Origin of the sequence: Rhodanobacter thiooxydans LCS2, assembly GCF_000264375.1 — a bacterium.
Taxonomy (GTDB): Bacteria; Pseudomonadota; Gammaproteobacteria; order Xanthomonadales; family Rhodanobacteraceae; genus Rhodanobacter; species Rhodanobacter thiooxydans.
On sequence record NZ_AJXW01000020.1, the window covers coordinates 36,894 to 49,393 of the forward strand.

Below are 12,500 nucleotides of genomic sequence, written 5' to 3' on the forward strand. Positions count from 1 at the left end.
CCTGCAGGAGAAGTCCGTGCCGACAGCCACCCCCGTTCCGCCGCGGCTCGCCCTCCTTTACGGCGGCTTCGTCGCCGGTTCACTCGACGTCCTTGCCGCGGCGCTGATCAACCGGGTCGATCCACTCATCATCCTGCGTGCGATCGCCAGCGGCCTGCTCGGCCGGCCCGCGTTCCAGGGCGGCTTGCCGGTCGCGGCGCTGGGCTTGCTGCTGCAGTGGGCAATGTCACTGCTGATTGCGGCGATCTTCGTGTTCGCCGCCCGGCGGATGGCCTGGCTGGGCCGGCGCTGGATCACGGCCGGCCTGCTTTATGGGGTGGTGGTGTTCGTGGTGATGGAGTACGTGGTGGTGCCGTTGTCCGCGGCGGCGAAACCGCATTTCACCGCGCTCTCGCTCGTCGAGAACCTGCTGGCGATGGGCCTGTTCGGCCTGATCGTGGCGTTCTTCGCCCGCGGGGTCGGGCGCCGTTCGCCGCAAGCCGCCTAGCCTGGCGACGCTGGAGCCGCCGGGCGCGAGCTACACTCGGCGTGATCGGGGCGTCGCGTGCTCCGGATTGAAAAGCGAGCCGATGACCGATCCTGCAGACGGGCTTGTCCACCATGGCACGCCCGCGTTCCGCCGCACCAACCTCGCGCTGTTCGCGGCGGGGCTGTCCACCTTCGGGCTGCTGTACTGCGTGCAGCCGCTGATGCCGCAGTTCAGCCACGACTACGCGGTGAGCGAAGCGGGGGCGGCGCTGTCGCTGTCGCTGACCACCGGTGTACTGGCGTTCGCGATGCTGTTTGCGGGCGGCGTGTCCGATACATTGGGGCGCAAGCCGGTGATGGTCGCCTCGCTGCTGGCGTCGGCGCTGCTGGTGCTGGTGAGCGCGCTGATGCCGGACTGGACCGCGCTGCTGGCGGTGCGCACGCTGCTCGGGCTCACCCTGAGCGGACTGCCGGCGGTGGCAATGACCTACCTCGGCGAGGAGATGGACGCCGAGTCGATCGGCCTGGGCATGGGCCTGTACATCAGCGGCAGCGCGGTCGGCGGCATGGGCGGGCGGCTGGTGTCCGGCGTGCTGGCCGACTTTTTCGGCTGGCGCATCGGCGTGGCGGTGGTGGGCGTGATCGGCCTCGCCTGCGCGCTGGCGTTCTGGCGCGCACTGCCTCCATCGCGGCATTTCACGGCGCGGCCGCTGCGCTGGCGCACGCTGCTGGGCCGCTTTGCCGGCATGTTCCGCGACCGCGGCCTGCCGTGGCTGTTCGTCGAGGGCTTCCTGCTGCTCGGCGCATTCGTCACCGTCTACAACTACCTCGGCTACCGGCTGATGGCGCCGCCGTACAAGCTGAGCCAGGCGGTGGTGGGGTCGATCTTCGCCATCTACCTGATCGGCACGTTCAGCTCGGCGTGGATGGGGCACCTGGCCGGCAAGCTCGGGCGGCGCAAGGTGTTGTGGACCGCGTTCGCGCTGATGCTGGCCGGCGTGGCGCTGACCGCGCTGCGGCCGTTGTCACTGATCATGCTCGGCATCGTGGCGATCACGTTCGGCTTCTTCGGCGGCCATTCCATCGTCAGCAGCTGGGTCGGCCGCCGCGCCGGCGCGGCGAAGGCGCAGGCCGCGTCGGTGTACCTGTTCTGCTACTACATGGGTTCAAGCATCGCCGGCGCCAGCGGCGGGTTGTTCTATGCATCGCACGGCTGGAACGGCGTGGCGCTGTTCACCGGCGTGCTGGTGCTGGCCGGCCTGGCGATCGCGCTGGGCCTGGTGCAGCTGAAGCCGCTGGTCGACGTGGCCACGCCGCCCACTCCGATGAGCAAGGGGGCGATGGGGTAGGAGCGCTATGCTCCTTCCCCTGCTGGCACCCCACCCCAATCCTCCCCTGCATGCAGGGGAGGGGGCAAGGGCTTCAACGCGTGGCTGGCTTCGTAGGGCGGGCACTGCCCGCCGCTGTTGTCGATAGCCGAAAGGCCGGCGGGCAGTGCCCGCTCTACGGCTGATGGTTTCAGTGCGCGGCGGGTTTCAGCATGCCTTTCACCGCCTCGTAGTCGCCGTCGTTCGCGGCGGCGGGAATGCCGAGGAGGTGGGTCATCAGCGGATAGACGTCCACGTTCGGAAATGCCGGCAGCTTCGCGTCGACGCGGAACGCGGGGCCGTATGCCACGAACAGCGCCTGCATCAGCGGCTCGGCATTGTCGTAGCCGTGCTCGCCCAGGCTCAGCCGGCCCTTGCGCTTCGCCGCGTAGTCGCTGGTGGTGATGCGCCAGTGCACGTTCGCCAGGCACAGCAGCTGCGGCACGCGCGGATTCCTGCCGTAGGCCAGCCGCGCCGGCATGCGGGTCTTGTCCCAGCACTGCATGTGCGGGTGCGGCTGCTCCAGGGTCTGCTCGACCTTCGCGAAATCCGCGCGCGCCTCGGCGCTGTCCGACGTCGGGTTGAAGCCGGCCAGGATGCCCATGCTCACCGTCTGTACCCGGTCGAGCGGGACCAGTTCGTCGATCATCACGCTGTTCGCCTCCGGCACCTCGGCCATGCCGTGGTCGGACAGCACGATAAGGTTGATCTGGTCGAACAGGCCGCGTTGCTTCAGCCCGTCGACCAGCTGCGCCAGCGCGGCGTCGGTGTCGCGCAGCGCGATGTTCACCTGCGCCGTGTCCGGGCCATAGACGTGGCCGGCGTGATCGACCTCGTCGAAGTACAGGGTGAGGAAGCCGGGCCGTTCGGCGGGCGGCAGGTCCAGCCACGCCAGCACCTGGTCCACCCGCTGCCCGGCCGTCACGCTGCCGTCGAACGGCTTCCAGTAGTCCGGGTGATGGCCGTGGATGTCCGCCTCCGAGCCCGGCCAGAACATGGTGGCGGTGCGCACGCCGTGCCGGTTCGCGGTCTCCCAGATCGGCGTACCCTCGGCCCACCAGCGGCCGTCGCTGACCGCCTTGCTGCTCAGCGAGAACTTGCCCAGCTGCGGATCGAACATGGAGTTGTTGACCACGCCGTGATGGTCGGGGGTGAGGCCGGTGACGAGGGTGTAGTGGTTCGGGAACGTCAGCGACGGGAACGCCGGCTGCATCGAGGCCGCCTGCACGCCGCCCTGCGCTAGCATCGCCAGCGCCGGGCTGAGCCCGCGTTGCAGGTAGTCGGGGCGATAGCCGTCGATCGAGATCAGCAGCAGCGACGCGGATTTGCCGGCCGGCGTCGCGATGGTGGTTGCCGGCGTGACCGGGCGTTGCGTGGCACAGCCGAAGCTGAATGCTGCCAGTGAACACAGCAGCAGGCGAAACAGGATTTTCATGCAGGGAACCTTACGATGGATTCAAGCCATCCTGCATGTTCGCTTACTGCCATGACCATTACACGTCTGTTCGGACACTTCCCGCTGCGGCACGTGTTGCTGGCCGGCGCTTGCGCGCTTGCCCCGCTGGGCGCGGCAAGCGCCTGGCAACAGTCCGGCACGCAGCCGGTGATTCAGCCGATACCGCCAAGCGTGCGGTTCCAGCAGGATGCACAACAGCAGCAGGTGCGCGACGAATTGCAGAAGAGCCAACAGCAGCAGCTGCTGCAGCAGGGCGTATCGGACAACGCAAAGCGCCCGATGACGGACGCCGCCCGCCGCCGACTCGACCGGGCCGATCGGGCACAACGCGATCGCGAGCGTGCCCGGCAACAGGACCTGCTCGACCGCGAACGCGATGCGTCGAGCCTGCCGCGGGTGGTGGTGCCGCAGTCGTTGCCGGCAGCGGCGCACAGCGGCGGCTGATCGAGCGCTTTGACGGCTGGCGGTTTGTAAGAGCGCACCCTGTGCGCGATGCTCTTCGTCACATGACGGAAAGCATCGCGCACAGGGTGCGCTCCTACAGGGATTTCGCTTCAGCCGAACAGGTCGCCGTGCGCGATGCGACGTTCCAGATCCAGCAGATAGCGCTTCGTCGGCAGGCCGCCGCCGAAGCCGGTGAGGCTGCCGTTCGCGCCGATCACCCGATGGCACGGCAGCACGATCGGCAACGGATTGCGCCCGTTCGCGGCGCCGACCGCGCGCACCGCCAGTGGCTTGTCGATGCGCCGGGCCAGTTCGCCGTAGCTGATCGTGACGCCGTACGGAATCCGCCCCAGCTCGTGCCATACCTCCAGCTGGAACGGCGTGCCGACCGGATGCAGCGGCAGTTCGAAGTGCTGCCGCTCGCCGGCGAAGTATTCCTGCAGTTGCACGCGGGCGAACTTCAGCGGCGCAACTGAGCGGACCCAGTCCGGGTACGGCCGCTTCGGGTGGCGTTCGCGCTCGAACCAGACCTCGCGCAGGCCGCGGCTGTCCGCGACCAGGCGCAGCGTGCCGACCGGGCTGTCCATCTCGTCGTAGTAAATCGTGTCGGGCATGTTCGTCATGCCATCGCCTCCGTTTTTTTTCGGCGTGCCGGCGACAACGTTTCCGATGCGCCGCGCCACAAATGGATGACGGCGTACGCGCGCCACGGGCGCCACGCGTTCGCGCGTTCGGTCAGCGCTTTCGTGCTGAGCGGTGCGGCGTCCGTCGCCGCCTCGCGGCGCAGAATCAGGTCCGCCGCCGGGAACGCATCCGGCGCGCTCAGCGCGCGCATCGCGATGTAGTGCGCCGTCCATGCGCCGATGCCGGGCAGCGCGACCCAGCGCGCCGCGAACTCGTCCAGCGACTGCTCCGCACGGAAGTCCACGCGGCCATCCAGCAGCGCCTGCGCCATGGTGTTGATCGTCGTCGCGCGCGCCGTGGTCAGGCCGATCTCGCGCAGGTCCGCCTGCGCCAGCGCAGCCGGCGTCGGGAACAGCCGCTCCAGCCCCGGCAACGGCCCGGCCGTCAACGGTTCGCCCCAGCGCTGCACGATGCGCGTCGCCAGCGTGCGTGCGGCCGCCACGCTGATCTGCTGGCCGAGGATCGCGCGCACCGCGATCTCGAAACCGTCCCAGCCGCCGGGCAGGCGCAGGCCGGGGTGGCGCGCCACCAGCGGGCCGAGCACGGCGTCGTGGCGGAACGTATCCGCGATCGCCTGCGGGTTCGCGTCCAGGTCGAACATCCGCCGCAGCGTCGTCACCACGCCGAGCAGCCGCGTTGGCTGCGGGCAGTGCAGTTGCAGCTGCAACGCGTGCTCGCCGCCCGGCCACGCACTGAGCCACAACCAGCCCGGTGCATCCGCCGGGCCGAACACGCGCGCGTAGCTGCGCGCATCGACAAGTTCCACGCCTGGCAGCGCGCGCGTACGCAGGAATGCGAGCAGGCCCGGAAAATCGTACGGCGGCCGATAGCCGAGCCGCAGCACCAGCGCCGCACCGGCCGCCGTGCGCGGATGCCGGCGCAGCTCGCGCGGCGCGATGCGGTTCGCCTGCGCGAACGCCGCGTTGAACCGGCGCAGGCTGCGGAAGCCGGACGCGAGCGCGACTTCCGTCACCGGCAGCGCGGTCTCCGTCAGCAGTTGTTTCGCGAACAGCAGCCGCCGCGTCGTGTGCACGCTGACCGGCGTTGCGCCGAGGCGCTCGACGAACAGCCGGCGCAGCTGCCGCGCACCGATGCCGACGCGTGCCGCCAGGGTGTCCAGCGACTGTTCCGCCAGCGTGCCGGCTTCGATCAGCTTCAGCGCACGCGCTACCACATGATCGCCGTGCTGCCACTGCTCGTTGCCCGGCGCCAGTTCCGGTCGGCAGCGCAGGCACGGCCGGAAGCCGGCCGCTTCCGCGGCGGCCGCATTCGGGTAGTAATGCACGTTCTCGCGCTTCGGCGCCGGCGCCGGGCATACCGGCCGGCAGTAGATGCCGGTGCTGCTCACCGCGGTGAAGAACAGCCCGTCGAAGCGGGCGTCGCGGCTGAGCCGGGCCTGTTCGCAGACATGCGGGGCGGGCAGGGTAGGCGGTTCGTTCATGGGCGCAGGCTAGCACCGCGGCGACAGCGTGACTCGCCGTTTTCGGACATCCATGCTGCGCGACGAGCCGGTCGGGGCGGCGGTTTCAACGGGCCAGGACATCAGTTCGCATGGGCGATCCACGCAAGCGTCGCGCGTGCTTCGGTGCAGTGCCTCACTTGACCGGCGCCATCAGGTGCTCGTACGGCGTGCCGGCCCGCATCAAGTACGGCGCGGCCGTGGCCGGATCCGCGCGGGTACCTCGGATCTGATGTTGGCCTGACAGCCTCCACCATGACTTGCGTCGGTCGTACCGGACTCCCACGGCGCGAGTCGATCAATCGCCCGCCATGCGGGCTGCTTCAGGCGGCCTGCGAAAACTTATGGCGAGCCGGTTGTAGGCATTCATCAGGCCGATGGCGATAGTCAGGTCGACCAGCTCCTTCTCGCCGAGTATTTCGGCCGCCCTCTGGAAGTCGTCGTCGGGCACCCCCGTTCGCGCCACTTGCGTTACCGACTCGGCCCAGGCGAGGGCCGCTCTTTCCTTCACGTCGAACAGCTCGCCGGCTTTGCGCCAGGCCTGGAGCAGCGCAAGTTTCTCGCCGGTCACCTCCCCCTTGATCAGGGCGCGTGCATGCAGATCCAGGCAGTAATGCGCAGCCATTGATCTGGCTCACCCGCAGGTAGACCAGATCGATCAGCCGCGTACCCACGCCGGACTTGCGCAACGTAGCCGTAGACGCCGCCGAGCACCTTGACTCCGGCCGGGGAGACCTTCATGTAATCGATGCGTTGTGACATGGAGCCCGCCTATTCTTGCGGGGTTGTCAGGGGCGTGTCGCCGGTGTCGACGATGAACACGGCGAGCAATTTGGCAGGGACGGACTTGCTCGCATTGCGGCTTATCCGATGATGCGCGCCGGGCTCTTCATAGAAACTCTGGCCCGCCGTGTAGACCCGCGCGGGCCCATCGTCGACCTGGCTTTCGATCGCACCCGATACGACATAGGCGTAGATGAAGGCCGACTTCGCGTGGATATGCGGTTGCGAGGCGCCGCCCGGGCGGTAGAGCACTTCGACGGCGACGAGGGACTTGCCAGGGATATTGGAGATCGCGTGCGAAAAGTTCGGCGCGACGGTTTCGCCCGGCGCATGTGCACTCGCCGGGGCCGTGAGCGACAGCGCGGTGATGGCGAGCAGGGTGGCGAAAATGGCCTTGGTTCTCATGGGGGACTCCTGGTGAATGCGACGCATCCTGCGCTTCATTTAGTCCACAAAAAAGAACCAAGAAGGGCATTTTTCGATATAGACCATGCGGCATGACCGCCGCGGTGCATATCAGGGTCGACGCCAGGATCACGCTGGCGAGCAGATTCGCCGCGGTGTCCTCGCCGCGATCAGCAGCGGCGCGCTCGCGCCGGGCGCAAGGCTTCCCTCGTGGATCGCCCTGGCGACCCAACTCGGAGTGGCCAGGGGCACGGTCAAATCCGCCTACAAGCGATTGGCCGGCGAACAAGTCATCGGCTCGTCGCGGGTGGCATGAAGGTGGCCGAGCATCCTGAAGGAGCGGGGCGGGTCGTTCCTCCGGCGGAAGCCGATGCGCCGCCGGCGCTATACGAGCATTTGCTCGCCGGTCCGGCCATCTTCCAGATGGCATACCCGCCCGCGATGGTTTTCCGACGGGCCTGCTTGCCCGCTTGCGTGCGCAAGCCGCCCGCGCCGAGGCCACTGCGCGCGCGGTCTATCCCGATCCGCGCGGTGAAATCGAACTGCGGCGTGAGAGCGCCGCGCATCTTGTGCTGGCCCCGGGGCGTCGAATGCCGCCCATCGCGGATCTTCATCACGGCGGGCTTCGCCGGTGCTCCCGGTACGACCCTGAGGGTGTTGGGCGCGGAAGGGCGCGAGGCCTGGAAGGGAAATCCCGGCTTCTTCCAGAGCCGCAAGGCGCTCGAGCTTGCCCGGCTCATTCCCGTCCCCATCCCGGTGGACGAGGATGGCGTCGACGTCTCCTGCGGCATGGAGAAGGCGCCCGCCGCCGCGCTGGCCCAGGTAACGCCGGGCCAGCAGGCGCCGCTCGGCACGACGCTGTCGCTCAAGAGGCGGATCAAATTGCTCGTCGGGGCTACCCGCACGGGAGCATGGATCACACCGGCATCGACGTACGGCCCACGGCGTCGTGAACCGCCTCCGGCCTGTGCCGGCCGCTGGCCTATACTCGGCGGTCTGACTTACCGGAGCCCTTCGTGATGAACGCCCCCACCCGCATCGACACCACCCGCACCGTCCGCGCACCGCGCGGCAGCGAGCTTTCCTGCAAGAGCTGGCTCAGCGAGGCGCCGTTCCGCATGCTGCAGAACAACCTCGATCCGGAGGTGGCGGAAAACCCGGCTGAGCTGGTGGTGTACGGCGGCATCGGGCGGGCGGCGCGCAACTGGGAGTGCTTCGACGCGATCCTGAAATCGTTGCGCGAACTGGAGGACGACGAGACCCTGCTGGTGCAGTCCGGCAAGCCGGTCGGCGTATTCCGCACGCACGCCGACGCGCCGCGCGTGCTGATCGCCAACTCCAACCTGGTGCCGCACTGGGCCACCTGGGAGCACTTCAACGAGCTCGATAAAAAGGGCCTGATGATGTACGGCCAGATGACCGCCGGCAGCTGGATCTACATCGGCTCGCAGGGCATCATCCAGGGCACCTACGAAACCTTCGTCGAGATGGGCCGCCAGCACTACGGCGGCAACCTGAAAGGGAAGTGGCTGCTCACCGCCGGCCTCGGCGGCATGGGCGCGGCGCAGCCGCTGGCCGCCTCGCTGGCCGGCATGTGCAGCCTCAACATCGAATGCCAGCAGAGCCGCATCGACTTCCGCCTGAAGACCCGCTACGTCGACGAGCAGGCCAGCAGCCTCGACGACGCGCTGGCGCGCATCGAGAAGTACACGAAAGCCGGCGAGGCGAAATCCGTCGCGCTGCTCGGCAACGCCGCCGACATCCTGCCGGAACTGGTCAAGCGCGGCGTGCGCCCCGACGCCGTCACCGACCAGACCAGCGCGCACGACCCGGTCAACGGCTACCTGCCGCAGGGCTGGACGCTGGAGCAGTGGTTCGAGCGCCGCAAGGCCGACCCGGTCGGCACCGCGCGCGCCGCCAAGCTGTCGATGAAGACCCACGTGGAGGCGATGCTCGCGTTCCACGCGCAGGGCATCCCCACCTTCGACTACGGCAACAACATCCGCCAGATGGCGCAGGACGTCGGCTGCGACAACGCGTTCGCATTCCCCGGCTTCGTGCCCGCCTACGTGCGCCCGCTGTTCTGCCGCGGCATCGGCCCGTTCCGCTGGGTCGCGCTGTCCGGCGATCCGGAAGACATCTACAAGACCGACCAGAAAGTGAAGGAGCTGATCCCCGACGACGAGCACCTGCACCGCTGGCTGGACATGGCGAAGGAGCGCATCAGTTTCCAGGGCCTGCCGGCACGGATCTGCTGGGTCGGGCTGGGGCTGCGCGACAAGCTCGGCCTGGCGTTCAACGAGATGGTGCGCAACGGCGAGTTGAAGGCGCCGGTGGTGATTGGGCGCGACCACCTCGACTCGGGCTCGGTGGCGTCACCGAATCGGGAGACCGAGGCGATGAAGGATGGCTCCGATGCGGTGTCGGATTGGCCGCTGCTCAATGCGATGCTGAATGTGGCGGGTGGGGCGACGTGGGTTTCGTTGCATCATGGCGGTGGGGTGGGGATGGGGTATTCGCAGCATTCGGGGGTGGTGATCGTGTGCGACGGCACGGCCGAGGCGGACAAGCGGATTGCGCGGGTGTTGTGGAACGATCCGGGGACTGGGGTGATGCGGCATGCGGATGCGGGGTATGACATCGCTGTCGAGTGTGCGAGGGAGCAGGGGTTGAAGTTGCCGATGGTTTGATCGCTAGGTAGTGCGCGAAATAAGAATTAGGGAGCGACAACAACATGAGTCTCACTGCCGCAAAAATATTAACAACCCTGAGCAAGCCTGCGATAACGTGGGTTGGTGGAATTCTGTCGAAATGGATAGATCGAAAATTAGAAAAATCGCAAGCTGAAAGGAAGGCTTGGGGGCAGATAACGACACGAGTTATCAATCAGACCAAGACGATGGCTGCTAGGTATATGAAGGTAACGACGGTTGCCTTCCCCAAGTTGGCGGTTCCTTTGCTGAAAATCTACGTTCCTCTTACGATTGAAGAGTCTGACCGAAAAAGTTTCAGGGTCGAGACCTTTCCTAATGAGCTTTTCGGTGGCGAGGGAAAAATTCTGCTGGTTGACTCTGCCGGAATGGGTAAGTCGACGATAGCAAAAATTATTTATATACATTCACTGGAAGAAGAAGAATTCCTTCCATTATTGATTGATCTCCGTAGGTTAACTGACGAGTCGATAGAAAAGGCATTACGAATCCAATTTGGTATTACTGCGAAGAACGAGGAGATTTTTTCTGAGTTTCTTCATGAGCAGCCGTTGCTGTACATTTTCGATGGCTTCGATGAGGTTATGGATGATTTTAAAGTAAAGGTGGCTAGAAATATCCGGGACTTCGTTGACCATGCGCCTTTAGCCAAATTTTTGCTGACGAGTAGACAAGAGACAATTTTTAGTAGTTTTACTGATTTTAGTCTATGTCATATCAGGGAATTAGAAAAAAGAGAGGCTTTTTCTCTAATTCAAAAATACGGTGACGCCTTTGATGCGAAAGATCCCGCAAAGGAGCTTTTGAATGAGCTCGATGCGAATCACAGCGAAGCGGTTGAGAGCTTCCTGAAGAACCCGCTTTTGACTTCACTTTTATTCAGGGCCTTTGAGTATCGTTCGGTAATTCCCGTTAAGCGTGGTGTTTTCTATCGCCAGGTATTTGATTCCCTTTTTGATACTCATGATCTAAATAAGGAAACGGGTTACGTCAGGGGGAAAAAAACTGGTTTGCATCATGATGATTTTCACAGGTCACTTCGCGGCATGGCTTCATTATTTCGTCAGAAGCGAGTTGTAGAAGTAAAAGAGGAGGATTTTCTTCAGATGGCAAGGCAAGTGCCATCGAATTTGTGCCCGGATCTGATATTTACTCCGAGCGACTTCTTGCATGATGCTCTACATGCTGTGCCAGTATTCGTTAGGGACGGTGCCTATGTGCGTTGGTCCCATAAGTCACTTCTTGATTATTTTCTGGCTGAATTTCTCCTTCGTGATTTTTCGGGCTCCAAGGAGGGAGCTCTCGAGAAAGTAGCGTTTAGCTTAGAGAGTTTCGCTAGTGAAAATTTCCTGACGCTGGTGCAGGAGGCTGACCCTTCGTTATTTGCCAAGGCGGTCACTGTTCCAGCGATAAAAGAAGTTCTGCAGCGTTATGAACGAATTAGGAAATTGGTGCCCAGTAGTATTAATCCAGATGCGGCCAATGAGGTGGCCAACCTTTTTATGGGTTATGAGGCCTGCTGCTTATCTGAAAGCTCGGATGTCAACTGGACGGACGATGGATTTGTAGCTTATGAAGGCATTGAGCGTGACGAATACTTTCCTCGAGTAAGCTTTCTTCTTGGTGCTAGGGGGCAAATCGTATTCCTGATACACAAGTCAATGGCAGCATTGCGTGTTCCTATGAAAATGGGTGCTCTTGCTCACGTTGCAAGGTTTATTCATCAACGTCCTGTCCGGATGGGGCGCCAAGATCAATACCGAGTACCAAATAACCCTGTCCCCTTGCTACATGGCTACTTAAAAAATGGCTTCGAGGGTGCGGATGAGGAGGTAAAGGATGTTTTAGACCTTACCGGTACGCAAGCGTTGGACATTCCGCTAGTTAAATCTTTGAGAGTTGCGCTACAAACACTTGAAGATACGGTTAATAGATCTGTTGGTGCTCGTGGCGGAGATATATTCTGAGTTGAGTGCGAAAAAGGTATCAGGGTGGAGGCTAACTGGGTCAGGGCCCAAAAACAGGGTTAGGTTCATTTATCCTTATCGGATGGGGAACAAGAAAAGGGGTCACCATTTCGCCGTCCGGGTCAATAGGCACGCACTTGCTCTTCCTCGGCGATGCCGAGGGCAAAAAAGGTGTCAGGGACAATTTTCGCCCGGCTACACACAAACAGGCAAATAAGGGGACGGAGGCAATTAAATCGCGATAATGGCCTCCGTCCCCCTTTAGCGTTCTTTGGTTCGGTCGATTTCAGTCCGGGTCCCTGTCGTAGTGCGCGATGCCCTTGGGCAACTGCACCCACGCGTGCCGGCGGCACTCGTAGACCGAGTCCTGCGGCGGCGGAAAGTTGGGGTCGGCGAAGGCGCCCACAGCCACCATCACGAAGGCGTCATTGCCTTCCTCGGTGTGGAACACCTGGCTGCCGCACACCGGGCAGAAGCGGAAACGGAAGGCCGCGCCCTGGTCGCCCGTGCGCACGAACTCGGTGGCCACGCCTTCGATCTTCCATGGCGCTGCATAGGCAGCCAGCGCCGCGAATACGCTGCCGGTGCGCTGCTGACAAGCCAGGCAGTGGCAGACGCCGGTGCCCAGCGTCTGACCTTGGACTTCGATACGCAGTTGTCCGCAATAGCAGGAGGCGGTGCGGCTTTCCATCGGACACCTCGGCGACGGCTTCGGGATGCTTCACGCACCGCGAGCGGTGGCGAAGCTATCACCTT

The 12,500-nt window shown here is 64.1% G+C and carries 13 protein-coding genes; 7 read left to right on the plus strand and 6 right to left on the minus strand.

The window, feature by feature from the left end:
* Positions 1-16 precede the first annotated feature (16 nt).
* Positions 17-487, plus strand: coding sequence for a hypothetical protein (locus tag UUA_RS04530; protein ID WP_008434654.1), 471 nt, complete (start codon positions 17-19; stop codon positions 485-487).
* Between the two features lie 82 nt (positions 488-569).
* Positions 570-1,817 (plus strand): MFS transporter, encoded by a 1,248-nt coding sequence (locus UUA_RS04535; protein WP_008434655.1) that lies wholly within the window; start codon positions 570-572, stop codon positions 1,815-1,817.
* A gap of 169 nt (positions 1,818-1,986) precedes the next feature.
* Here UUA_RS04535 and UUA_RS04540 read toward each other — a convergent pair whose 3' ends face one another.
* Entirely contained in the window at positions 1,987-3,270 is a 1,284-nt protein-coding gene (locus UUA_RS04540; RefSeq protein WP_008434656.1) for an alkaline phosphatase family protein, read from the minus strand.
* A 51-nt stretch (positions 3,271-3,321) separates the two neighbouring features.
* On the opposite strand from UUA_RS04540, the gene UUA_RS04545 reads away from it, so the two are divergent.
* Complete coding sequence (locus UUA_RS04545; protein WP_008434659.1) at positions 3,322-3,735, plus strand: hypothetical protein; 414 nt, start codon at positions 3,322-3,324, stop codon at positions 3,733-3,735.
* Positions 3,736-3,845: 110 nt separating this feature from the next.
* Here the strand turns inward: UUA_RS04545 and UUA_RS04550 are convergent, their stop codons facing one another.
* The 4 genes from UUA_RS04550 to UUA_RS04565 all read right to left on the minus strand — a co-directional run bounded on the left by UUA_RS04550 (position 3,846) and on the right by UUA_RS04565 (position 7,066).
* Entirely contained in the window at positions 3,846-4,358 is a 513-nt protein-coding gene (locus UUA_RS04550) for a methylated-DNA--[protein]-cysteine S-methyltransferase (RefSeq protein ID WP_008434661.1), read from the minus strand.
* Entirely contained in the window at positions 4,355-5,860 is a 1,506-nt protein-coding gene (locus UUA_RS04555; RefSeq protein ID WP_008434662.1) for a DNA-3-methyladenine glycosylase 2, read from the minus strand. Before UUA_RS04555 ends, UUA_RS04550 begins: the two co-directional genes overlap by 4 nt.
* Positions 5,861-6,176: 316 nt before the next feature.
* Positions 6,177-6,503, minus strand: coding sequence for a carboxymuconolactone decarboxylase family protein (locus tag UUA_RS04560; RefSeq protein WP_008434664.1), 327 nt, complete (start codon positions 6,501-6,503; stop codon positions 6,177-6,179).
* Positions 6,504-6,649: 146 nt separating this feature from the next.
* Positions 6,650-7,066 (minus strand): cupin domain-containing protein, encoded by a 417-nt coding sequence (locus UUA_RS04565; RefSeq protein ID WP_008434666.1) that lies wholly within the window; start codon positions 7,064-7,066, stop codon positions 6,650-6,652.
* A gap of 85 nt (positions 7,067-7,151) precedes the next feature.
* On the opposite strand from UUA_RS04565, the gene UUA_RS20290 reads away from it, so the two are divergent.
* From UUA_RS20290 to UUA_RS19240, 4 genes are read left to right on the plus strand one after another with little or no spacing between them, the layout of a single operon-like run.
* Entirely contained in the window at positions 7,152-7,382 is a 231-nt protein-coding gene (locus tag UUA_RS20290) for a GntR family transcriptional regulator (protein WP_201029846.1), read from the plus strand.
* On the plus strand, positions 7,379-8,086 hold the full coding sequence (locus UUA_RS04570; RefSeq protein WP_050981803.1) for an aminotransferase-like domain-containing protein: 708 nt from the start codon (positions 7,379-7,381) through the stop codon (positions 8,084-8,086). Before UUA_RS20290 ends, UUA_RS04570 begins: the two co-directional genes overlap by 4 nt.
* Positions 8,086-9,756: a urocanate hydratase gene (hutU, locus tag UUA_RS04575; protein ID WP_008434668.1), complete on the plus strand. Its 1,671-nt coding sequence runs from the start codon at positions 8,086-8,088 to the stop codon at positions 9,754-9,756. Before UUA_RS04570 ends, hutU begins: the two co-directional genes overlap by 1 nt.
* A gap of 44 nt (positions 9,757-9,800) precedes the next feature.
* On the plus strand, positions 9,801-11,744 hold the full coding sequence (locus tag UUA_RS19240) for an NACHT domain-containing protein (RefSeq protein WP_155943233.1): 1,944 nt from the start codon (positions 9,801-9,803) through the stop codon (positions 11,742-11,744).
* A 286-nt stretch (positions 11,745-12,030) separates the two neighbouring features.
* On the opposite strand, the gene UUA_RS04580 is transcribed toward UUA_RS19240, so the two are convergent.
* Entirely contained in the window at positions 12,031-12,435 is a 405-nt protein-coding gene (locus tag UUA_RS04580; RefSeq protein ID WP_008434670.1) for a GFA family protein, read from the minus strand.
* Positions 12,436-12,500: the final 65 nt, after the last annotated feature.